Consider the following 22,041-nt stretch of genomic DNA (forward strand, 5'->3'; position numbering starts at 1 on the left):
GCCCGGCTGCCTCCCGTCGTTCTGGTCCTCCGGTCCGACCTTAGACCCGCTGATGGCGGGCGTACACCAAGGTTTTCTCTGCCTTTTGAAGGGGGCCGAGGGACGGCCGGGGACGCGAAACGGCCCGGTCCGCGGATACGCGGGCCGGGCCGTTTTCGCTGTTGTCCGTCAGAGCTTCTCGGGCGTCCTGATGCCCAGCAGGGACATGCCCTGGTGCAGGGTGCGGGCCGTGAGGTCCACCAGGAAGAGGCGGTTCTCCACCTGGGCGGGGGAGTCGGCCTTCAGGACCGGGCACTGGTCGTAGAACGACGTCAGGAGCGAGGCCAGCTGGTAGAGGTAGGCGGCCATCTTGTGGGGCTCGCGGGCCGCGGCGACCTCCAGGACCGTCTCCGCGAACTGGTCCAGGTGCAGGCCCAGCGCGCGCTCGGCCGGGGCCAGCGCCAGCTCCGGGTGGGCGGCGGGGCGGGCCTCGCCGGCCTTGCGGAGGATGGAGCGGATACGGGCGTACGCGTACTGGAGGTACACCGAGGTGTCGCCGTTGAGCGAGACCATCTGGTCCAGGTCGAACTTGTAGTCCCGCACGGCCGAGGTGGAGAGGTCCGCGTACTTCACGGCGCCGACGCCGACGTACCGGCCGTTCTCGACGATCTCCTCCTCGGTCAGGCCCACCTTCTCGGCCTTCTCCCGGACCACGGCGGTGGCCCGCTCGACGGCCTCGTCCAGCAGGCCCTCCAGCTTGACCGTCTCGCCGGCCCGCGTCTTGAACGGCTTGCCGTCCTTGCCGAGGATCGTGCCGAAGGCCAGCTGGACCGCGTGCACGTCGTCGTTCAGCCAGCCCGCCCGGCGCGCGGTCTCGAAGACCATCCGGAAGTGCAGGGCCTGCCGGGCGTCCACCACGTACAGCAGGGTGGACGCCTTGAGGTTGAAGACGCGGTCGCGGATCGCGGAGAGGTCGGTGGCCGCGTAGCCGTAGCCGCCGTCGGACTTCTGGACGATCAGCGGGACCGGGTTGCCCTCCGGGCCCTTGATGTCGTCGAAGAACACGCACAGCGCGCCCTCGGAGCGCACCGCGACGCCGGACTCCTCCAGCAGGCGGCAGGTCTCCGCGAGCATGTCGTTGTACCCGGACTCGCCGACGATGTCGGGGTCGCGGACCTCCATGTCCAGCTTGTCGAAGACGGAGAAGAAGTAGATCTTCGACTCGTCCACGAACTTCTGCCAGGTGGCGAGGGTCGCGGGGTCGCCCGCCTGGAGGTCGACCACCCGGCGCCGGGCGCGGGTCTTGAACTCCTCGTCGGAGTCGAACAGCTTGCGCGCGGTCTTGTAGAGGCGGTCCAGGTTGGACATCGCCTCCTCGCCGGACACCTCGGACTCCTTGTGGTCCAGCTCGTGCGGGTGCTCGTCCAGGTACTGGATGAGCATGCCGAACTGGGTGCCCCAGTCGCCGATGTGGTGACGCCGGACCACGTTCTCGCCGGTGAACTCCAGCAGCCGCACCATGGCGTCGCCGATGACCGCCGACCGCAGATGGCCGACGTGCATCTCCTTGGCCACGTTCGGCTGCGCGTAGTCGATCACCGTGGTGCCGGGGTGCGCGGCGTACGGCACGCCCAGGCGGCCGGTGTCGTCCGCGTACCGGGCGGCCAGGTTCTCGGTGATCGCCTTGTCCGCGACGGTGATGTTGAGGAAGCCGGGGCCGGAGACCTCGACGTCCGCGATCACCTCGCCGGTGACGATCCCGGAGACGACCTGCGTGGCCAGCTCGCGCGGGTTGGCCTTGGCCTTCTTGGCGAGCGCGAGGATGCCGTTGGCCTGGTAGTCGGCCCGGTCACTTCGTCGCAGCAGCGGGTCCGCACCGGCGGCCTCCGGCAGGGCGGCCGAGAGGGCGGAGGCGAGGTGCTGCTGGACGGAGTCGCTGAGGGACGTGACCGAGGCCATAGGTAAGGGTGCCGTTCTCCTCGTGGGAATGGATGGGCCCGGCCAGTATCCCATGGGGGGTAAAGCCGTTTTTCGCGCGCGTGGCCGTCTGGGATTATGAGAGGAGGCTGGCGGACGAGCGACCGCCGGACCAACAACACTCCGAACCGAAGGACGTGCCGATCGTGGCTCAGAGCCCCGAGACCACCGACTGGGTCTCCCGTTTCGCGGATGACGTCATCCAGGAGTCGGAGCGTCGGGCTCCGGGCAAACCGGTCGTCGTCGCCTCGGGGCTCTCCCCGTCCGGCCCGATCCACCTCGGCAATCTGCGCGAGGTCATGACCCCGCACCTCGTCGCCGACGAGATCCGGCGGCGCGGACACCAGGTCCGGCACCTGATCTCCTGGGACGACTACGACCGCTACCGCAAGGTCCCGGCCGGGATCGCGGGCGTCGACGAGTCCTGGGCCGAGCACATCGGCAAGCCGCTGACCTCGGTCCCGGCCCCGGCGGGCTCCGCGTACCCGAACTGGGCCGAGCACTTCAAGGCCGCCATGGTCGAGGCGCTCGCCGAGCTGGGTGTGGAGTTCGACGGGATCAGCCAGACCGCCCAGTACACCTCGGGCGTCTACCGCGAGCAGATCCTGCACGCGATGAGGCACCGCGGTGACATCGACGCGATCCTCGGCCAGTACCGCACCAAGAAGGCCCCCGGCAAGAAGCCGCAGCAGAAGGCGGTCGACGAGGCCGAGCTGGAGGCCGAGGAGGGTTCCGGCGCGGCCGCCGAGGACGACGGCAGCTCCGGCTCCGCCGGGTACTTCCCGTACAAGCCGTACTGCGGCGAGTGCGGGAAGGACCTGACCACCGTCACCTCCTACGACGACGACTCCACCGAGCTGGCCTACACCTGCACCGCCTGTGGCTTCGGCGAGACGGTCAAGCTGAGCGAGTTCAACCGGGGCAAGCTGGTCTGGAAGGTCGACTGGCCGATGCGCTGGGCCTACGAGGGCGTGATCTTCGAGCCCTCCGGCGTCGACCACTCCTCGCCGGGCTCCTCCTTCCAGGTCGGCGGCCAGATCGTCGGGATCTTCGAGGGCGAGCAGCCCATCGGCCCGATGTACGCCTTCGTCGGCATCTCCGGCATGGCCAAGATGTCGTCCTCGCGCGGTGGGGTGCCCACCCCGGCCGACGCGCTGAAGATCATGGAGCCGCAGCTGCTGCGCTGGCTGTACGCCCGCCGCCGCCCCAACCAGTCCTTCAAGATCGCCTTCGACCAGGAGATCCAGCGGCTCTACGACGAGTGGGACAAGCTCGCCGGCAAGGTCGAGGAGGGCTCCGCGCTCCCCGGTGACGTGGCCGCGTACACCCGCGCGGTCGGCACGGCCGCCGGTGAGCTGCCGAAGACCGCGCACCCGCTGCCGTACCGCACGCTGGCCTCGGTCGCGGACATCACCGCCGGCCACCAGGACCAGGCGCTGCGCATCCTGTCCGAGCTGGACCCGGCGAACCCGATCACCGACCTCGCCGACGCGCGCCCCCGGTACGACAAGGCCGAGGCGTGGATCAACACCTACGTCCCCGCCGACCAGCGCACCATCGTGCGCGAGGAGCCGGACGCCGAGCTGCTGAAGTCGCTGGACGACGAGGCCCGCGCATCCCTGCGCCTGCTGGCCGACGGGCTCGCGGACAACTGGTCGCTCGACGGCCTGACCCACCTCGTGTACGGCGTGCCGAAGGTGCGGGCCGGCTTCTCCGCCGACGCCACGCCCAAGGAGCTGCCGCCGGAGATCAAGACGGCCCAGCGGACCTTCTTCGCCCTGCTGTACCACCTGCTGGTCGGCCGGGACACCGGCCCGCGCCTGCCCACGCTGCTGCTGGCGGTCGGTCAGGAGCGGGTGCGGACCCTGCTCGGGGAGTAGGCCCGGACATGTGAAGAGGGGGCGCCCGGTGTTGCACCGGGCGCCCCCTCTTCGCGTGTGCGCGGGGTCAGGCGATGTGGTCCTCTTCCATTTCCGCCATGTGGCGCTGCTGGAAGCGCTCCACCAGAACCTTGAGCATGCCGGGGTCCGGCGTCCTGCCGTAGGTGGCCTCGATGTTGTCGCCGAGCACCAGGGGCGTCGGGTAACTGCCGTCTATCGACTGCCGGAAGACCTGGTACAGGTCCTCCTCGTCCGGCTCGGCGGGTCCGCCGCCCTCGCCCAGTTCGCGGGTGCGGTGCGGGCCGACGGGGATCGGGAAGCTGCCGGTCTCCTCCGGGGAGGGCTGCTGGAACTGCTCCGGGGGCTGCTCCTCGTACCAGTCCCCGTACTGCTCCTCGGGGAAGTACTGGGGGTCCGGGCCGGGGTCGAAGGCCGGGTCGTAGCCGCCGTGGTAGTCGACGTCACGCGGGGGCGTCTGGAACCACGGGCTGTTCTCGTCCTCGGCCTCCGGCGGCGGCTGTTCGGCGTGGGCCGGCCGCGCCGGAGCGGCCTGGGCCGGAGCCGGAGCGGGCGCGGCCTGGAGCGCGGCGGTGGCCGGCTGGGGGAGTTCGGGCACCGGGGGCAGCAGTATCGGCTCGATGCCCGCCGCCGCGAGGCCCGCCGGGGCGGTCTCCGCGAGCGGGACGCCGTAGCGGGCCAGGCGCAGCGGCATCAGGGACTCCACCGGGGCCTTGCGGCGCCAGGCGCGGCCGAAGCGGGAGCGCAGGCGGGCCTGGTAGACGAGACGTTCCTGCTCCAGTTTGATGACCTGCTCGTAGGAGCGCAGCTCCCACAGCTTCATCCGCCGCCACAGCAGGAACGTGGGCAGCGGGGAGAGCACCCAGCGGGTGAGGCGGACGCCCTCCATGTGCTTGTCGGCGGTGATGTCCGCGATCCGGCCGACCGCGTGCCGGGCCGCCTCGACGGAGACGACGAACAGGATCGGGATCACCGCGTGCATGCCCGTGCCCAGCGGGTCCGGCCAGGCGGCGGCGCCGTTGAAGGCGATCGTCGCGGCCGTGAGCAGCCACGCCGTCTGACGCAGCATCGGGAAGGGGATGCGCATCCAGGTCAGCAGCAGGTCGAGCGCGAGCAGTACGCAGATGCCCGCGTCGATGCCGACCGGGAACACGTACGAGAAGTTCCCGAAGCCCTTCTGGATGGCCAGTTCCCGGACGGCCGCGTACGAACCGGCGAAGCCGATACCGGCGATGACCAGCGCGCCGGCGACGACCACACCGATCAGAACGCGGTGCATCCGAGTCAGCTGCATTGGCGCGGCCACTCGTACTCCCCTCCCTTGCGTGTTGTTGCGCGCAACAGAGTGGCACAGGTGTGCGCCGAACGTGGTGTCGGTCAGTCCTTCTTGGGGGCGGAACTCGACGTCGAGCCCTTGGGGGCAGGGGACTTGGAGGCGCCCTTGGACGCGCTCCTGGAGGGGGCGGTGGACGGGGAAGCCGGTGAAGTGCCCTCCGTCTTACGGCCGTTGGCACTGGCCACGGCCGTGACCACCTCCTTGGCGGCCTTCTTCGCGTCCGTGCCGAGGTCGTCCGCGTCCGGGGTCTTCTCGCCCGCGAGACCGGCACCGTTGTAGTCGAGGGTGACCACGACGTTCTCGACGCGTGCGACCACCGTCTGCTGCTTGAAGGCGCCTTCCTTCTTCTTCAGGTCGTAGCGCACCGCGGTGGCCTCGTCGCCGGTGCCGCCGAGGGCCTCCGTCTTGACGTTCTTCGCGCCCGAGGCGCCCTTGGCGTCGCCGACCTGGCGCGTGTAGTACGCGTGCGCCTGGTCGTTGCCGCTGCCGCGGGAGGTGTCGGAGTCGAAGCGCAGCAGGGAGACGTTCAGCCAGCGGAACTGCGAGCCCTTGACGCCGTTGTTGTCCAGGCTGGTCCAGGAGCAGGAGGAACGGCTCGTGGCGTCGTCGCTGGAGCCCTTCTTGCCCGACTTGCCCGCCTCGGGCACCAGATCACCCAGCGTCTTCTTCGACAGCACCCCGCACGGCTGGGGCAGCTCGCGGAACGCGGCCGCCTGCACGGTCGGGGAGGCGCTCGCCGAAGGCTGCTTGGAGTCGCCGCCGGCGGACGGCTTCGCGGAGGCGCCCGCCTTGCCCGGGGCGTCGCCGGAGTCCGAGGAACAGGCCGCGGTGATCAGTACCGCGGGAACGGCTGCCGCGCACACCAGGGCACGGCTCAGACGCGTGGCACGCGGTCCACGCTGGGCACGGTCGTCTCGCTGGGCTGCTCGCTGCATGGTTCCTTCACTCGTGACGCTCGGTGTTCATGCGGGTTCCTGCGGGGCCACCGTACGCGGTACGCGCGGCACGCGGTCGCCGTTCGAGCGCCCGGCCGGCGGGGTCCGGAGGCGGGCGAGGGGGCGTCAGCCATCCAGCTTGTCGGCCAGTTGAGAGGCCAGATCGCGGGCCCTGTCCTGCAATTCCTTGCTGTCCGGGACCGCGCCGACAGCCATCGGCTGCTCCTCGTAGTCGATGGTGACGACGACGTTGGACGTGCGGAACACCACAGTCACCGTCCGGGGTTCGGCGGTCGAACCGGAGGAGCCGAGCTGGTCGTCCAGGTACGCCTCGTCACCGAGGTCGGGCAGCACGCGGGGCTGGAGGTCGGTGGGCGCGGCACTGCCGGAGCCGCCCGTCGCCGGGTCCGTGGAGGCGTCGGCGGAGGGGCTGCCCGAGGGGTCGGCGGACGGGGAGGGGCTGCCGCTCGGGCTGGTGCTGGTGCTGGTGCTGGGGGAGGCGGGCGCGGAGAGCGAGGGCGCGGGGAGGTCGGCGGCCTTGGCCATGCCCTGGAACAGCTTCTGCGCCTGCGCGTCGTCGCTGACCGCGTTGTCGTACGACACCACGCGCTCGAAGTCGACCGAGAGGCGGTCGGTGGCGAGGGTGGACTCGACCTTCCAACGGCAGCCCACCTTGCGGTCGGTGTCGTAGGTCAGCGCGGGCACGCCCCGGTACGCCTTGTCGCGCTGGTCGGGGTCGGTGAGCTGCTGGATGCCCGGGAGCATGGTGCCGAGGGTGTCGTGGCCGACGGCGCCGCAGGGCTCGGGCAGGGTGCGGTACCGGCCGGGCTGGGCGGCGAGCGGGGTGGAGGCCGCGTCGCCGGGGTTGGCGTCATCGGTCGGGGTGCCGCCGCCGGAGCCCGAACTGCACCCTGCCAGCAGGGCCGCGAGGAGGGCGGCGGTGCCGGTGATGTACGCCTTCCGCTGCACGGTCGGGCTCCTTAGGACGGTGTGCGACCCGACGGCGGTGCCCGGTCGATGCTCCAGTGTCCCCGCTGGTTAATCGCTTGCCGCGGCGGGGCGCCTGCTGGACACAATGTGTATCGCACGCACCGCCGTGGTCGCCGGTCCCCTGTCCCATTTCACCGGCCCTGGCGCCGCTTTTGCGTTCTGCCGGTTCGGGTGACTTCCGTGAACAATGAACCTTTTCCGGCGTATCAATTGTTCTGTCGTTTCTGGGGGATTGAGTCAGCGATGTCGTATGTGGAGATACCGGGCGCCCGCGTCCCGGTGCGGATGTGGACCGACCCCGCCACGGTCGAGGAGGGCGCGCTGCGCCAGCTCCAGAACGTGGCCACCCTGCCCTGGATCAAGGGCCTGGCCGTGATGCCGGACGTGCACTACGGCAAGGGCGCCACGGTCGGCTCCGTCATCGCCATGCGCGACGCGGTCTGCCCGGCCGCGGTGGGGGTCGACATCGGCTGCGGGATGTCCGCGGTGAAGACGTCCCTGACGGCGAACGACCTCCCGGGTGACCTGACCCGCCTGCGCTCCCGCATCGAGGAGGCGATCCCGGTCGGCCGCGGCATGCACACCGACGCCCTCGACCCCGCCCGCTTCCACGCCCTCCCGACGTCCGGCTGGGACACCTTCTGGGCCCGCTTCGACTCGGTCGCCCAGCCGGTGCGTTTCCGGCGGGACCGGGCGGCTCTGCAGATGGGGACGCTGGGGGGCGGCAACCATTACATCGAGCTCTTGCTCGATTCTGAGGGTGCGGTCTGGCTCACCCTGCACTCCGGCTCCCGGAACATCGGCAAGGAACTGGCCGAGCACCACATCGGCGTCGCGCAGAAACTCCCGCACAACCAGGGCCTGGTCGACCGCGACCTCGCCGTCTTCGTCGCGGACACCCCGCAGATGGCGGCCTACCGCAACGATCTGTTCTGGGCGCAGGAGTACGCCAAGTACAACCGCACCCTGATGATGGCGCTCCTGAAGGACGTCGTCCGCAAGGAGTTCAAGAAGGCCAAGCCGGTCTTCGAGCCGGAGATCTCCTGCCACCACAACTACGTGGCGGAGGAGCGGTACGACGGCATGGACCTGCTGGTGACCCGTAAGGGCGCGATCCGCGCGGGCGCCGGTGAGTACGGCATCATCCCCGGTTCGATGGGGACGAGTTCGTACATCGTGAAGGGGCTCGGCAACAGCGCCGCCTTCAACTCCGCCTCGCATGGCGCCGGCCGGCGCATGAGCCGTAGCGCCGCCAAGCGCCGGTTCAGCACACGGGACCTGGAGGAGCAGACCCGGGGCGTGGAGTGCCGCAAGGACTCCGGTGTGGTGGACGAGATCCCCGGCGCCTACAAGAACATCGACCAGGTGATGGAGCAGCAGCGCGACCTGGTCGAAGTGGTCGCCAAGCTCAAGCAGTTCGTCTGCGTGAAGGGCTGAGGGACCTCACAGCTCCCGGTGGACCTTGGTGTTGCTGGCCTGGGCTCGGGGGCGGAGGACCATGAGGTCGATGTTGACGTGGCTCGGGCGGGTCACCGCCCAGGTGATGGACTCGGCGACGTCGTCGGCGGTGAGGGGGGCGGCGACTCCCTCGTAGACCTTGGCCGCCCTGTCCGTGTCGCCGTCGAAGCGGGTCAGGGCGAACTCCTCGGTCTTGACCATGCCGGGGGCGATCTCCAGGACCCGCACCGGCTTGCCGACGATCTCCAGGCGGAGGGTCTCGGCGAGGACGTGCTCGGCGTGCTTGGCGGCGACATAGCCCGCGCCGCCCTCGTAGGTGGAGAGCCCGGCGGTGGAGGAGACGACGACCACCGTGCCGTCGCCGCTCGCCTCCAGCTTGGGCAGCAGGGCCTGGGTGAGGTTGAGGGTGCCGAGGACGTTCGTCTCGTACATCGTGCGCCAGTGGTCCGGGTCGGCGGTGGCCACCGGGTCCGCGCCGAGCGCGCCGCCCGCGTTGTTGACCAGCACGCCGATGGTGCGGAAGGCGCCGGCGAACTCGTCCACGGCCGCCCGGTCCGTCACGTCCAGCGGGTAGGCGGTGGCCGAGTGGCCCGCCTCGGTCAGCTCCTTCGCCAGCGCCTCGATACGGTCGGCGCGGCGGGCGGTGAGCACCACCCGGTACCCGGCCGCCGCGAGCTGCCGTGCGGTGGCCGCGCCGATGCCGCTGCTCGCGCCCGTGACGACGGCGATACGGGACGCGGCGGAGGGGGCGCTGGCCATGGGCTGCTCCAGGAAGAAGGCGGGTGCTGAGTCGCGTCCAGCCTAGGCGAGCCTCAGCCGCCGTTCCTCGGGGCCCACATGATCACGGCCATGCCGGCCAGGCAGATCAGGGCGCCGGTGATGTCGAAGCGGTCGGGGCGGTAGCCGTCCGCGACCACGCCCCACAGGATCGACCCGGCCACGAAGATGCCGCCGTACGCGGCGAGGATGCGCCCGAAGTGGGCGTCCGGCTGGAAGGTGGCGACGAAGCCGTACGCGCCCAGCGCCAGCACCCCGCCGGTCATCCACAGCCAGCCCCGGTGCTCGCGCACGCCCTGCCACACCAGCCAGGCGCCGCCGATCTCGAAGAGGGCGGCGACGACGAACAGGGCGGCGGAACGCACGATCAGCATGGCGGAAGCCTGGCACGGGCCCCGCGTTCACCTGTTGGAGGGCGCCTGCCGTCCGGCTCGCGTGGCATACATCGGGAGGGCGGTCCGGCACTCGGGATCGGTGACGAAGGCGGAGTGGTGAGCTGCATGGGTGTGCGGACGAGGACGTGGCTGCTGCTGGGCGGATGCGTGGGCGCGGTCCTGGGGGCCGGGGGGCCGGCTCAGGCGGCCCCGGCACCCCGCGCCGACCTGGCCTTCCACGGCTACGCGGTAATCGAGGGCGACCGGCTGGAGGTCCGGCTCACCCCGCGGGACCACGGCCCGGCCGCCGTGCCGGAGGCGAGCGTGCGGGTGCGCTGGTCGGTGCCGCCCGCCGGGGCGGTGACCCTGCCCCAGGGCTGTGCGCGCACCGGTGAGCGGACGGTCGTCTGCGGCACCGGCGCGCTCGCGGCGGGCGAGGCGGGCGCGCAGATCCGGCTGGCCGTCCGGCTGCGCGTGCCCGCCCCGGAGGTGACCCTGGAGGTGGACACCGCCTGGAACGGCGGGGTCGCCGACCCCGACCGCACCAACGACCGGCTGCGGGTGCTCGTCCTGCCCACCGGCGACGAGTACTCGTTCTGATCCGCGTACGATCGCGGCGCCACCCGGACGCGAGGAGGACGGCATGGCCGGGAACGACAGCGCGCGGCCCAGGCTGCTGGCGGAGCTGGACGCGGTGTCCCGCCGCTACATCGCCTCCTACGCCCTGTTCAACCAGGCCGTGGCCGACCGCATCGGACTGCACCCCACCGACCTCCAGTGCCTGAACCTGCTCACGCTGGAGCCCGAGCCCGTCACCACCGGCCATGTCGCCGCGCTGACCGGGCTCACCACCGGCTCCGCGACCCGGCTGGTGGACCGGCTGGAGCGGGCCGGGTACGTCGTTCGGCGCCGGGACGCGGGCGACCGGCGGCGGGTGCTGGTCGTCCCCGTGCCGGAGAAGATCGCCGAGTTCCGGCATGCCTGGGAGGAGCTGTCCGGCGACTGGTCGCGCATCTTCGGCGAGCTGGACGACACCGAACTCGCCGTGATCATCGGGCACATGGAGCGGACGGTCGCGTTCACCGGCGAGCGGATCGCCCTGCTGCGCGAGGGCCGGGACGCCGAAGGGGAGGCGTGAGCGCGCGGTCGGTGCCGGTGAGAGCCGGGTAAAAAGGGCGCCGCGGGCCCCTGGGCCCCGGCCGGAGCGCCGCCGCCCTTGGCAGACTGGGGGCGTGCCCCACACTGTGCTCCTCGCCGAAGACGACCGCGCCATCCGCCATGCCCTGGAGCGGGCCCTGACCCTGGAGGGCTACGCGGTGACGGCGGTCGCCGACGGCGTCGAGGCGCTGGCGCAGGCCCACCGCACCCCGCCGGACGTGCTGCTGCTGGACGTGATGATGCCCGGCATCGACGGCCTCCAGGTCTGCCGGGTACTGCGCGCCGAGGGCGACCGCACCCCCATCCTGATGCTCACCGCGCTGGTGGAGACCGCCGACCGGATCGCCGGCCTGGACGCGGGCGCCGACGACTACGTGGTCAAGCCCTTCGACGTCGAGGAGGTCTTCGCCCGGCTGCGGGCCCTGCTGCGCCGCACCACCCCGGCGCCCGCGGGCGAGCCCGGCCCGGCCCGTGAGGGCCGGCTCTCCGACCGGCAGATCGAGGGCGCGGGCATCCGTATGGACCTCCAGGCCCGCCGTGCCTGGCGCGCCGGCCGCGAACTGGAGCTGACCCGCACCGAGTTCGAGCTGCTGGAGCTGCTGGTGCGCAACGCGGGCATCGTGCTCGACCACGCCACCATCTACGACCGCATCTGGGGCTACGACTTCGGCCCCGGCTCGAAGAACCTGGCCGTCTACGTCGGCTATCTGCGCCGCAAGCTGGACGCGCCCGGCGCCCCGCAGCTCATCCACACCGTGCGCGGTGTGGGATACGTGCTGCGGGAGGAGTAGTGGGCCGTACCTGGCGGGTGCCGGGCGGGTCCCGGACCGGGCTGCGCTCGCTGCGCACCACGTTCGCGGTGTCGTTCGCGGCCGTCACCGCCGCCGTCACGATCCTGGTCGGCATCCTGTCGTACGGCTCGGCCGCGCGGCTGGTCCGGGTCGACCAGCAGTCGGTGTTCACGCAGGTCGTGCGGGATGTGCGGGCCGAGGTGCGGCAGCACGCGATGACCCCGGACGACTTCTCCTCCGCCCGGCCCGGGCATGACCTGGTGCGGCCCGCCCGTACCGATGTGCAGGTGCTCGGGGCGCGCGGGGAGGTCGTGGACCACGGCAGCCCCGGCCTGCCCGTCACCGCCCGCGACCGGGAGGTGGCCGGGGCGCGGAGCGCGGGGAAGCTGGCCGAGCACAAGGACGTACGGGTCGGGGAGGACCTGTTCCGGGTCACCACCGTCTCGCTGGGCCGGGGTGCGGGCGCGGTGCAGGTGGCGCAGGAGTTCAGCGACACCGAGGACCTGCTGCGCACCCTCCAGCAGCGCACGCTGATCCTGATGGCGGCCGTGGTGGTCGGTGCCGGGCTGTTCGGCTGGTGGCTGGCCCGCCGGATCACCCGGCGCCTGGTGCTGCTGACCTCCGCCGCCGAGGGCGTGGCCCGCACCCGCCGCCTGGGCATCCAGGTGCCGGTGACGGGGCCGGACGAGGTGGGGCGCCTGGGCCGCGCCTTCGACCGGATGCTGGGCCGGCTCGCCCAGTCCGAGGAGGACCAGCGACGGCTGGTGCAGGACGCGGGGCACGAGCTGCGTACTCCGCTGACCTCGCTGCGTACGAACATCTCGCTGCTGCGCCGGATCGACGAGCTGCCGCCGGCGACGCGGGAGGACCTGGTGGCGGACCTCACGCTGGAGGCGCGGGAGCTGACCGACCTGGTCAACGAGCTGGTGGACCTGGCCGCCGGGCAGTCGGACTCGGAGCCGCCGCAGCGGGTGGACCTCGCGGACATCGCGGAGGACGTGGTGGGGCTGGCCGGGCGCCGTACCGGCCGGGAGATCGTGCTCACGGTGAGCGGGGACACGTACGCGGAGGGCCGTCCTGGGCTGCTCCAGCGGGCGTTGTCGAACCTGGTGGAGAACGCGGCCAAGTTCGACCGGGAGGGCACCGCGCCCATCGAGGTCCGGGTCGCCGGTGCGGCGCGGGCGGGCACGGTCCGGGTGGAGGTGCTGGACCGGGGGCCCGGTATCGCCGAGGGCGACCTGCTGCGCGTCTTCGACCGCTTCTACCGGGCCGCCGACGCCCGCTCCCAGCCCGGCTCGGGGCTGGGCCTGTCCATCGTCCGGGAGATCGCCATGTCCCACGGCGGCGCCCCGTTCGCCTACCGCAGGGAGGGCGGGGGCGCGGTGATCGGGTTCACGGTGGGCGGGGGAGTCGTGGGGGACTCGGCCTAGGAGCGCTCGTCCTCGGGGCCTCTGCGGGCCGCCGAGAGGGTCCAGGCCAGGTTGCCGACCGCCGCTCCGGCCGCCACCACGGCGACGATCACCCCGCCGGTGGTCAGGCCGTCGCTGAACAGATGCGGGCGCTGGTCGAGGCTGTGCAGTCCGAAGCCGCACAGTTCGTAGACCCCGACGGCCGCGATGGCGAGGCTGACGAAGAGCAGCGTCAGCGTAGGAGTGAGGTCGCGCGCATCGACGACCGGCGTCGACGCGGTCCCCGCCGGTTCGGTCTCGGATCGTGTCTGGTGCATGTCTCCCCGATGAACTGGCTTGTGGCTGGGGGCGGTTGAAAACCTACGATACGTAGGGTCGGCCCGGTGCGGGCGTGATTGCCGTGCGGTTGCTCCCTGGGTGTGGACAACGACGGCCGGCCGCTCCGGGCGACGGCTCTGGCGTCCGGACTGGCGAGCGAGGCCGCGCGGGCGGCCCCCTCCATCATGGCCGACGGGTCAGTGCCGCAGCGCCGTCCCCACGTCCACCCGTATGTCGCCGGTCAGCTTGCGGTGGCTGCGGGCGGTGGCCCGGCCGGTGGCGCCCGCCGCCACGTCGTCGACGTTCACGACCACCGTGTCCTCCAGGTCGCCCTTGGCGTCGCGGAAGTTGACCTGGACGACGAAGGACTTCCCGTCGCCGGTGGTGTTCTTCGCGGACACCTCGGTCGCGGGTACGCCGTCCTTGCCGGTGGTGACCTTTCCCACCGAAACGTCCTTCTTGGCGTTCACCCCGCCCTTGACCTTGTCCAGCTTCCGCTTGGCCTCCGCCGTGGCCGAGGCCACCGTGCCGGAGGCGCGCGAGGCGAGGGAGGAGGCGGCCGAGGCGGCCTTGCTGGCCTGGCCGGACGGGCTGGAGCCGTCCGAGCAGCCGGTCACCGCGACCCCGAGCGCCATCACCAGGGCCGTACCCGCCGCCCGCCGTGTCCCGCACCCAGCCATGCCAGCCTCCTGAATTCGGCTCCGCTGCCCTCCAGTGAAGGCGCGGTCACCCGCCTCCGCACGCCGGGTGGGGCGGGAGTGGGGGGTGGACACCTGAACGGCCCACCGTCGCTCGCGCGGGCGCCGGGCGCGGGATCTGCTGCTTCTACGGCACACAGGGCGAAGGCGGAGGTGGACCGGCATGGCGGAGCGGGAGCCGGGCGACGAGCTGGCCCGGCTGCGGGAGCGGGTCGACGCGCTGGAGGACCGCCCGGCGCCCGTACGGCACCGGACGCGCTCGGTGTGCGCCTTCGTGCTGATCGTCCTCGGGTGTCTGCTCGCCCCGCTGGCCCTGGTCGCCACCTGGACGGCCGACCTGGCGGACGACACCGACCGCTACGTCGCCACCGTCGCGCCCCTCGCCGGCGACCCGGCCGTCCAGGACGCCGCCGCCGACCGGATCACCGGCGCCCTGATGCAGTACCTCGACCTGTCCGACCTGCTGAAGGAAGCAGCCCCCGCCGACCGCCCCCGGCTGGAGAAGGCCCTCGGCGCGCTCGGGGGCTCGCTCGACGACGCGGTGTCCGGCTTCGTACGGGACAAGGCGCGCGAGGTCGTCGCCTCCGAGACCTTCGCCCGGTTCTGGACCGACGCCAACCGGCGGCTCCACACCACCGTGGACAAGGCGCTGACCGGCAGCGGCGGGGGAGCGGTGCGGATCGAGGGCGACGCGGTCACCGTCGACCTGGCACCCGTCATCGAACAGGTCAAGTCCCGGCTGGAGGACTCCGGGCTGAAGGCCGCCGCGAAGATCCCGGACGTGCACACCGACTTCACGGTCCTGCGCACCGAGAAGGTCGCCGACCTCCAGTCGTACTTCCGGCTGCTGCAACTGGCCGGGGTCTGGCTGCCCGTCGTCGCCGCGCTGCTCCTGGCGGGCGGGGTGCTGCTCGCCGTACGCCGCCGCCGCGCGCTGGTCGCGGCCGCGCTCGGCTTCGCCGTCACCGCCCTGCTCCTCGGCCTGGGCCTCACCGTCTTCCGCGCCTTCTACCTCGACGCGCTGCCCTCCGGGGTGTCCCAGCCCGCCGCCGGCGCCGTCTACGACACCCTGACCCGCTTCCTGCGCACGGCGGTACGGGCGGTCATCGCCCTCGGTGTCGTCCTCGCCCTGGCCGCCTGGCTCACCGGCCCCGGCCGCCACGCCCGCGCGGTCCGCCAGATCTGGCACGCGGGCATCACCGCGGCCCGGTCCCAGACCGACCGCCTCGGCCTGCGCACCGGCCCGGTGGGTCCCTTCATCCACCGCCACCGCGTCTGGCTCGGCTGGCTGCTGGTGGCGGGGGCGGTCGTCGCGTACGTCCTGTGGCCGCATCCCACGGGGTGGGTCGTACTCGGGCTGGCGCTGGCACTGCTGTTCGCGCTGGCGGTGGTGGACTTTCTCGGGGCGGACGGGGCGAGCTGAGCCGTCAGACGGCGGTGCCCCCGGCGTCGATGATCCGCCGTACGACGGCGGCGCCGCGCTCGGCCTCCCGGCCGACGACGGTCACCTGTGCTCCGCGCGCGGCCAGATGGCGGGCGGAGCTGAGGTTCCTGACCGGAACCGCCGAGGCCGCCACCCTCCCCGGCCGCCCCGCGGGCTGCCTGACCGTGCAGGGCGGCCTCGCCTGCGGTGCGGAGGACTCCGAGATCGTCGAACTCCTCGCCACCAGCCGCGCCCGCACCCGCCAGGCCCTGCACGACCGCCTGACCCAGGCCGTCACCGACGGCGACCTCCCCCCGGCCACGGACTGCGCGGCCCTCTCCCGCTGCGTCGTCGCCACGGCCGAGGGCCTGAACGTGGAGGCGTCCGCCGGGGCGACCTACCCCGGACTCGCGGCGGCGGCGGAGGTGGGGGCACGGGTGATCCCGGCCGCCGGGCCCTGGTCGAGCCGGCGGTGTCGGCTCAAGGCCAGACGAGGCAGTAGGGCTGGTGCCCCGCCTCGTGCAGGCGGTGGCTGAAGTCCTGCCACTCGTGCAGGAGTTGGTAGACGTTGAAGGCGTCGCGGGGGCCGCCGCGGTCCGGGACCGTGGACCAGATGAAGGCTGCCGCGCCCACCGCTTCCTCGCCGATGTCACGGAGGGGGTCCACCACGGTCATGGGGAGCTTGACGACCGCGTAGTCGGGGTGCAGGACGACCAGTTCGAGCGGCGGCACCTTGTGCAGGGGCACGCCCTCGATGCCGGTCAGCACCATCGCGGCCATCGTCTCCGGCTTGATCTTGGTGAACATGCCGTTCATGCCCAGCTCGTCGCCGCCGAGTTCCTCGGGACGCATCGAGATGGGGACGCGGGCCGCGGTCGCGCCGTCCGGCGCACCGAAGTATTTGTACGTCACCCCCACCCGACCACCATTTCTGCTCCCCGCCCCGAGGCGGGCGGCCTTGCCGTCGGACGAGAGGTCGGCCGACAGGTCCGGACCGTGGTCCGGGAGGTCCAGCTGCCGGTCGAGCCGCCGGTCGCCCCGCTCGGGCTCACTCGGTGGACCCGGTGCCTGACGTGCGTCGGCCTGACGTGTTTCGGTCGCTTCCTCCGCCTCGCGCCGGTGCCTTCCCCGCCGGGCTCGCCGAGGACCCAGGTCATCAGTCCCCTCGCCCAGTCCGCCACCGCGATGCATATCTCCACCCGAGTGCTTTTCTAGGACGCGTGGCCCCCGCCGCGCAACCCGATCATCGTGTCAGTGACCTCCCCCACGGCCGCTCGCCGAAACGTGCGGTGAAACCGAAGTCCGCGGGATCTTCCCGGTCTCTGATCAGTACGTGCCGTATGAGGTGTGTGTATCAGGTGTCAGTCTCGCAGATGGTGAAAGACCGGCCAGGAAGGTCGGCCGGATCGGGTCCACGAGCCCGGGGAACGCGGTGGCCGCCCCGCCCGGACGGGCCACGGCGCCGTCGCCGGGCGGCTCCGCCTACCCTGAGGGGGTCACCAGCCAACCGGAGTCCGAGAAGTCGGAGAAGCCGCACGCCATGAGCGAAACGCCCTACCCCTACGACGCGCCCGCCTCGCAGGCGCTCTTCGACCGAGCCTCCGTCGTCACGCCGGGCGGCGTGAACTCCCCGGTGCGCGCCTTCCGCGCGGTCGGCGGCACGCCCCGGTTCATGGTCTCGGGCAGCGGGCCGTACCTGACCGACGCCGACGGGCGGGAGTACGTCGACCTGGTGTGCTCCTGGGGTCCGATGATCCTCGGGCACTCGCACCCCGAGGTCATCGCCGCCGTCCAGGAGGCGGTCGCGCGGGGCACGTCCTTCGGTACGCCCGGTGAGGGCGAGGTCGCGCTCGCCGAGGAGATCGTCGCCCGCGTCGAGCCCGTGGAGCAGGTCCGGCTCGTCAGCAGCGGCACCGAGGCCACCATGTCGGCGATCCGGCTGGCCCGCGGCTTCACCCGCCGCGCCAAGGTGATCAAGTTCGCGGGCTGCTACCACGGCCACGTCGACTCCCTGCTGGCCGCCGCCGGTTCGGGCCTCGCCACCTTCGCGCTGCCCGACACCCCCGGTGTCACCGGCGCGCAGGCCGGCGACACCATCGTGCTGCCGTACAACGACCTCGAAGCCGTGCAGGAGGCGTTCCACCGGCACCCCGGCGAGATCGCCTGCGTGATCACCGAGGCGTCGCCGGGCAACATGGGCGTCGTCCCGCCGGAGCCCGGTTTCAACCAGGGCCTGAAGGACGCCTGCGCCAAGAACGGCGCGCTGTACATCTCCGACGAGGTGATGACGGGCTTCCGTACGAGCCGCGCCGGCTGGTACGGCGTCGACGGGGTCAAGCCCGACCTGATGACCTTCGGCAAGGTGATGGGCGGCGGCTTCCCCGCGGCCGCGTTCGGCGGTCGTGCCGACGTCATGGCGCACCTCGCCCCCGCCGGGCCGGTCTACCAGGCGGGCACCCTGTCCGGTAACCCGGTCGCCACCGCCGCCGGTCTCGCGCAGCTGCGGCTGCTGGACGACGCGGCGTACGACAAGGTCGACGCGGTGTCCGCGCAGATCCAGTCGCTGGTCACCGAGGCGCTGACCAAGGAGGGCGTGGCCCACCGGCTGCAGAACGCCTCCAACATGTTCTCGGTGTTCTTCACCGACCGTCAGGTGCGCACCTACGAGGACGCCAAGCGGCAGGAGTCGTTCCGCTTCACCGCGTTCTTCCACTCGCTGCTGGCGAACGGCGTGTACCTCCCGCCGTCGTCCTTCGAGTCCTGGTTCGTGTCCACGGCCCATGACGAGCGGGCCATCCAGAAGATCGCCGACGCCCTCCCGGCGGCGGCCCGAGCCGCCGCGGAGGCGACCGCGTGACCACCCCCAGCGAGAACAAGGCCGACGCCGCCGGCGCCAAGGACGTCACCGTCGTCCACCTGATGCGCCACGGCGAGGTGCACAACCCCGACGGCCTGCTGTACGGGCGGCTGCCCGGCTACCACCTCTCCGACCTGGGCCGGAAGATGGCCGAGCGGGTCGCCGAGCACCTGGCCCCGCGCGACATCACGTACGCCGTCGCCTCCCCGCTGGAGCGGGCGCAGGAGACGGCCACCCCGATCGCCAAGGCGCACGGGCTCGACCTCGCCACGGACGCGCGGCTCATCGAGGCCGACAACGTCTTCCAGGGCAAGACCTTCGGAGTCGGGGACGGCGCGCTGCGCAACCCGGACAACTGGAAGCACCTGGTCAACCCGTTCAAGCCGTCCTGGGGCGAGCCGTACATCGACCAGGTGGTGCGGATGATGGGCGCGCTGAACGCGGCCAAGGACGCGGCGCGTGGGCACGAGGCGGTGCTGGTGAGCCATCAGCTGCCGATCTGGATCGTGCGCTCGTACGTCGAGCGGCGCCGGCTCTGGCACGACCCGCGCAAGCGGCAGTGCACGCTGGCCTCGCTGACGTCCTTCACCTACCTCGGTGACAAGATCGTCTCCGTCGGCTACAGCGAGCCCGCGATCGACCTGGTCCCGGCGCATCTGCGGGCCGGTGCCAAGCCGCAGAAGGGCGCCGAAGCGCAGGGGAAGGCGTTCGGCGCCTGAAACCATGGGTCCGGGGCCGCCCTGAAGCGGCCCCGGAATCCGCACATTCGGTGTGCTTCGTGTGACTTTGCCGTGTCCGCCGCGAAAGAGCGGCAGATCGAGGAACCTCCCTGTTCATCACATCATCTGACTGGGTGACACCAGTGGGCGTGACGAATCGGGGAGCTTCATGCAGACCATCACCCGGAGGGGAATCCTCGGCCTCGGCGCGGGGGCGGCGGCGGCCGGCCTCGTCGGCTGCGGCACCTCCGCATCCGTGGACGGCGGCAAGCACCCGGGCGGTTCCGGCAAGCCCGGCAAGAACGGCAAGCCCTCGCCCAGCGGCAGCGCCCGCCCCAAGGCCCGCCCCATCGGCGACGGCTCCACCGCCTTCACCGGCAAGCAGCCCCACCAGCCCGCCCGCCCCGAGCCGCTGGAGCCGGGTCAGACCCCGCCGCAGTTCGTGGTCTTCTCCTGGGACGGCGCCGGCGAGGTCGGCAACGGTCTCTTCCCGCGCTTCCTGGACCTGGCCAAGGAGCACGGCGCGAGCATGACCTTCTTCCTCTCCGGGCTGTATCTGCTGCCCGAGTCGAAGAAGCGGCTCTACAACCCGCCGAACAACCCCCGCGGCGCCTCCGACATCGGCTACCTCACCGACGAGCACGTCAAGGCCACGCTGACCAACGTGCGCCGGGCCTGGCTCGAGGGCCACGAGATCGGCACCCACTTCAACGGGCACTTCTGCGGCGGCTCCGGCACGGTCGGCAACTGGACGGCCGCCCAGTGGCGCAGCGAGATCGACCAGGCCAAGTCCTTCGTCAAGGAGTGGCGCACCAACACCGGCTGGACCGACCTGCCCGCGCTGCCCTTCGACTACGACAAGGAACTGGCCGGCGGCCGCACCCCCTGTCTGCTCGGCCAGGACAACCTGCTGCCCACCGCCCGCGAGCTGGGCTGGCGCTACGACGCCTCCTCGCCCGGCGGCCGCCAGACCTGGCCGGTCAAGCGCCAGGGCCTGTGGGACCTGCCTCTGCAGCAGATACCTTTCCCCGGACACTCCTTCGAGGTGCTGTCCATGGACTACAACATGCTCGCCAACCAGTCGGTCAACTCGACCAAGGCCCCCTCCTACAACTATCCGGGCTGGCGCAAGCAGTCGGCGCAGGCGTACATCAGCGGCTTCCAGCGGGCGTACGAGACCAACCGGGCGCCGTTCTTCGTCGGCAACCACTTCGAGGAGTGGAACGGCGGCATCTACATGGACTCCGTCGAGGAGGCGTTCAAGCACATCGCGCGCGAGAAGGAGAGGGGCGCCGACGTGCGGCTGGTCTCCTTCCGGCAGTTCACGGACTGGCTGGACGTCCAGCGGCCCGAGGTGCTGGAGAAGCTGCGCACCCTGGAGGTCGGCCAGAAGCCGGCCGGGGGCTGGAAGGAGTTCCTGGCGGAGGGCGGCAGCAGCGCGGGCGGCAAGAGCGCCGACCCCGACGCCGCGTGACGATACGTCCGTAATGTCCCGTGTAAATGCCCCTTGAAAGGTACTTTTCGGCCCGGCAGGGGGGCGGGCGAAACCGCCGGAACCGCCATGCGAAACTTTTCACATGAGTACCCGTAGCCGCGCCGCCCTGCTCGGTGCCGTGGCCGCCGCCGCGGCCCTGACCCTGTCCGCGTGCGGCAGCGGCGGGACCTCCGGCGGTGGCGGCGACACCAACTTCGTCACCGGCGACAACGGCATGGACACCGCCGCCAAGGGCGAGCGCGCCAACGCCCCCGATCTGTCCGGCAGGACGATCGACGGCAAGACCCTCGATGTCGCCGACTACAAGGGCAAGGTCGTCGTCCTCAACGTCTGGGGCTCCTGGTGCGGACCGTGCCGGGAGGAGGCCAAGTACTTCTCCAAGGTCTCCAAGGCGTACGCCGGCAAGGGTGTGCAGTTCGTCGGGATCAACACCCGCGACACCAGCACCACCCCGGCCCTCGCCTTCGAGAAGGCCAACGACATCGCGTACCCGAGCCTGTACGACCCGACCGGCAAGCTGATGCTCCGCTTCCAGAAGGGGACGCTCAACCCGCAGCTGATCCCCTCCACGCTGATCCTCGACCGGGACGGGAAGGTCGCCGCACGGGCGCTGGAGGCGCTCGACGACACGGCCCTGCTGAAGCTGCTCAAGCCGGTCCTCGCGGAGAAGTGACGTGAGCGCCCTGCTGACGCTCGCCGCCGTGACGAGCCGTAACGAGACCGTGCTCAACGGCGCCCTGCTGCTCGCCCTGCCCGTCGCGGTGCTCGGCGGGCTGGTCTCCTTCTTCTCGCCCTGCGTGCTCCCGCTGGTCCCCGGCTACCTCTCCTACGTGACCGGCGTCACCGGCACCGACCTCGCCGACGCCCGGCGCGGCCGGATGGCCACCGGCGCCATCCTGTTCGTGCTCGGCTTCACCGTGGTCTTCGTCTCCGGCGGCGCCCTGTTCGGCTACTTCGGGCAGACGCTCCAGGGCTACAAGGACGTGCTCACGCATGTCCTCGGCGTCCTGATGATCCTGCTCGGCATCTTCTTCATGGGCCTGATGCCCTGGCTGACCCAGCGCGAGTTCCGCTTCCACAAGCGCCCCGCGACCGGACTGATCGGCGCGCCGGTGCTCGGCGCCCTCTTCGGGATCGGCTGGACGCCCTGCATCGGCCCGACCCTCGCCTCCGTCGTCGCCCTCTCCTCCCAGCAGGCGAGCGCGGGCCGGGGCGCGATACTGACCGTCGCGTACTGCCTCGGGCTCGGCGTGCCCTTCGTGCTCACCGCGATCGCCTTCCGCAAGGCCCTGGGCGCCTTCGGCTGGGTCAAACGCCACTATGTCTGGGTGATGCGCGCCGGCGGCACGATGATGATCGTGACCGGCGTGCTGCTGCTGACCGGCGCCTGGGACAGCCTGGTGCAGGAGATGCAGACCTGGTCCGACGGCTTCTCTGTGGGGATCTGAA

General features: G+C 71.7%; 22 protein-coding genes. 13 read left to right on the top strand and 9 right to left on the bottom strand.

The window, feature by feature from the left end; genetic code table 11:
- Window positions 1–168: 168 nt before the first annotated feature.
- Window positions 169–1,938, bottom strand: coding sequence for an arginine--tRNA ligase (gene argS, locus ACIGA3_RS25645; RefSeq protein ID WP_399719971.1), 1,770 nt, complete (start codon window positions 1,936–1,938; stop codon window positions 169–171).
- A 155-nt stretch (window positions 1,939–2,093) separates the two neighbouring features.
- Here argS and lysS point away from each other — a divergent pair, with 155 nt between their 5' ends.
- Entirely contained in the window at window positions 2,094–3,836 is a 1,743-nt protein-coding gene (lysS, locus tag ACIGA3_RS25650; protein WP_399719974.1) for a lysine--tRNA ligase, read from the top strand.
- Between the two features lie 67 nt (window positions 3,837–3,903).
- Here lysS and ACIGA3_RS25655 read toward each other — a convergent pair whose 3' ends face one another.
- The 3 genes from ACIGA3_RS25655 to ACIGA3_RS25665 all read right to left on the bottom strand — a co-directional run bounded on the left by ACIGA3_RS25655 (window position 3,904) and on the right by ACIGA3_RS25665 (window position 7,094).
- A complete protein-coding gene (locus ACIGA3_RS25655) occupies window positions 3,904–5,133 on the bottom strand; it encodes a DUF2637 domain-containing protein (protein WP_399719977.1) in 1,230 nt (409 codons plus the stop codon).
- A 98-nt stretch (window positions 5,134–5,231) separates the two neighbouring features.
- A complete protein-coding gene (locus ACIGA3_RS25660; protein WP_399719979.1) occupies window positions 5,232–6,125 on the bottom strand; it encodes a DUF3558 domain-containing protein in 894 nt (297 codons plus the stop codon).
- Window positions 6,126–6,251: 126 nt separating this feature from the next.
- On the bottom strand, window positions 6,252–7,094 hold the full coding sequence (locus ACIGA3_RS25665; protein WP_399719982.1) for a DUF3558 domain-containing protein: 843 nt from the start codon (window positions 7,092–7,094) through the stop codon (window positions 6,252–6,254).
- A gap of 264 nt (window positions 7,095–7,358) precedes the next feature.
- On the opposite strand from ACIGA3_RS25665, the gene ACIGA3_RS25670 reads away from it, so the two are divergent.
- A complete protein-coding gene (locus tag ACIGA3_RS25670; protein WP_399719984.1) occupies window positions 7,359–8,552 on the top strand; it encodes an RtcB family protein in 1,194 nt (397 codons plus the stop codon).
- 6 nt (window positions 8,553–8,558) lie between these two features.
- On the opposite strand, the gene ACIGA3_RS25675 is transcribed toward ACIGA3_RS25670, so the two are convergent.
- Window positions 8,559–9,332 (bottom strand): SDR family NAD(P)-dependent oxidoreductase, encoded by a 774-nt coding sequence (locus ACIGA3_RS25675; protein WP_399719986.1) that lies wholly within the window; start codon window positions 9,330–9,332, stop codon window positions 8,559–8,561.
- Window positions 9,333–9,385: 53 nt separating this feature from the next.
- The gene (locus ACIGA3_RS25680) at window positions 9,386–9,724 is read right to left on the bottom strand and encodes a YnfA family protein (protein ID WP_135783581.1); all 339 of its coding nucleotides are present in this window, start codon (window positions 9,722–9,724) and stop codon (window positions 9,386–9,388) included.
- A 126-nt stretch (window positions 9,725–9,850) separates the two neighbouring features.
- On the opposite strand from ACIGA3_RS25680, the gene ACIGA3_RS25685 reads away from it, so the two are divergent.
- The 4 genes from ACIGA3_RS25685 (at window position 9,851) to ACIGA3_RS25700 (ending at window position 13,103) form a co-directional block, all read left to right on the top strand.
- Window positions 9,851–10,324, top strand: coding sequence for a hypothetical protein (locus ACIGA3_RS25685; RefSeq protein ID WP_399719990.1), 474 nt, complete (start codon window positions 9,851–9,853; stop codon window positions 10,322–10,324).
- A 43-nt stretch (window positions 10,325–10,367) separates the two neighbouring features.
- Window positions 10,368–10,862, top strand: coding sequence for a MarR family winged helix-turn-helix transcriptional regulator (locus tag ACIGA3_RS25690; protein WP_399719992.1), 495 nt, complete (start codon window positions 10,368–10,370; stop codon window positions 10,860–10,862).
- Window positions 10,863–10,956: 94 nt separating this feature from the next.
- Window positions 10,957–11,673, top strand: a complete 717-nt coding sequence (locus tag ACIGA3_RS25695; protein ID WP_399719994.1) for a response regulator transcription factor — start codon at window positions 10,957–10,959, stop codon at window positions 11,671–11,673.
- Window positions 11,673–13,103, top strand: a complete 1,431-nt coding sequence (locus ACIGA3_RS25700; protein ID WP_399719997.1) for an ATP-binding protein — start codon at window positions 11,673–11,675, stop codon at window positions 13,101–13,103. Before ACIGA3_RS25695 ends, ACIGA3_RS25700 begins: the two co-directional genes overlap by 1 nt.
- On the opposite strand, the gene ACIGA3_RS25705 is transcribed toward ACIGA3_RS25700, so the two are convergent.
- Both ACIGA3_RS25705 and ACIGA3_RS25710 read right to left on the bottom strand, forming a co-directional pair.
- A complete protein-coding gene (locus ACIGA3_RS25705; protein WP_399719999.1) occupies window positions 13,100–13,399 on the bottom strand; it encodes a hypothetical protein in 300 nt (99 codons plus the stop codon). The genes ACIGA3_RS25700 and ACIGA3_RS25705 overlap by 4 nt on opposite strands.
- A gap of 198 nt (window positions 13,400–13,597) precedes the next feature.
- Window positions 13,598–14,080 carry a hypothetical protein gene (locus ACIGA3_RS25710; RefSeq protein ID WP_399720001.1) on the bottom strand — a complete coding sequence of 161 codons (483 nt, stop codon included), beginning with the start codon at window positions 14,078–14,080 and terminating at the stop codon, window positions 13,598–13,600.
- A 181-nt stretch (window positions 14,081–14,261) separates the two neighbouring features.
- On the opposite strand from ACIGA3_RS25710, the gene ACIGA3_RS25715 reads away from it, so the two are divergent.
- Both ACIGA3_RS25715 and ACIGA3_RS25720 read left to right on the top strand, forming a co-directional pair.
- Complete coding sequence (locus ACIGA3_RS25715) at window positions 14,262–15,521, top strand: hypothetical protein (RefSeq protein ID WP_399720004.1); 1,260 nt, start codon at window positions 14,262–14,264, stop codon at window positions 15,519–15,521.
- 29 nt (window positions 15,522–15,550) lie between these two features.
- Complete coding sequence (locus ACIGA3_RS25720; protein ID WP_399720006.1) at window positions 15,551–16,057, top strand: TetR family transcriptional regulator C-terminal domain-containing protein; 507 nt, start codon at window positions 15,551–15,553, stop codon at window positions 16,055–16,057.
- Here the strand turns inward: ACIGA3_RS25720 and ACIGA3_RS25725 are convergent.
- Window positions 16,002–16,439, bottom strand: coding sequence for a hypothetical protein (locus ACIGA3_RS25725; RefSeq protein ID WP_010353923.1), 438 nt, complete (start codon window positions 16,437–16,439; stop codon window positions 16,002–16,004). The genes ACIGA3_RS25720 and ACIGA3_RS25725 overlap by 56 nt on opposite strands.
- Before the next feature lie 622 nt (window positions 16,440–17,061).
- Between ACIGA3_RS25725 and hemL the strand changes: the two genes are divergently transcribed.
- From hemL to ACIGA3_RS25750, 5 genes are all read left to right on the top strand, one after another.
- Entirely contained in the window at window positions 17,062–18,378 is a 1,317-nt protein-coding gene (hemL, locus tag ACIGA3_RS25730) for a glutamate-1-semialdehyde 2,1-aminomutase (protein WP_399720009.1), read from the top strand.
- 62 nt (window positions 18,379–18,440) lie between these two features.
- Window positions 18,441–19,097 carry a histidine phosphatase family protein gene (locus ACIGA3_RS25735; protein WP_399720496.1) on the top strand — a complete coding sequence of 219 codons (657 nt, stop codon included), beginning with the start codon at window positions 18,441–18,443 and terminating at the stop codon, window positions 19,095–19,097.
- Between the two features lie 169 nt (window positions 19,098–19,266).
- A complete protein-coding gene (locus tag ACIGA3_RS25740; RefSeq protein WP_399720012.1) occupies window positions 19,267–20,571 on the top strand; it encodes a hypothetical protein in 1,305 nt (434 codons plus the stop codon).
- Window positions 20,572–20,674: 103 nt separating this feature from the next.
- Window positions 20,675–21,265 (top strand): TlpA family protein disulfide reductase, encoded by a 591-nt coding sequence (locus ACIGA3_RS25745; protein WP_399720014.1) that lies wholly within the window; start codon window positions 20,675–20,677, stop codon window positions 21,263–21,265.
- 1 nt (window position 21,266) lies between these two features.
- On the top strand, window positions 21,267–22,040 hold the full coding sequence (locus ACIGA3_RS25750) for a cytochrome c biogenesis CcdA family protein (protein ID WP_399720016.1): 774 nt from the start codon (window positions 21,267–21,269) through the stop codon (window positions 22,038–22,040).
- Window position 22,041 lies beyond the last annotated feature (1 nt).

Origin of the sequence: Streptomyces sp. NPDC085596 (assembly GCF_044541565.1) — a bacterium.
Taxonomy (GTDB): domain Bacteria; phylum Actinomycetota; class Actinomycetes; order Streptomycetales; family Streptomycetaceae; genus Streptomyces.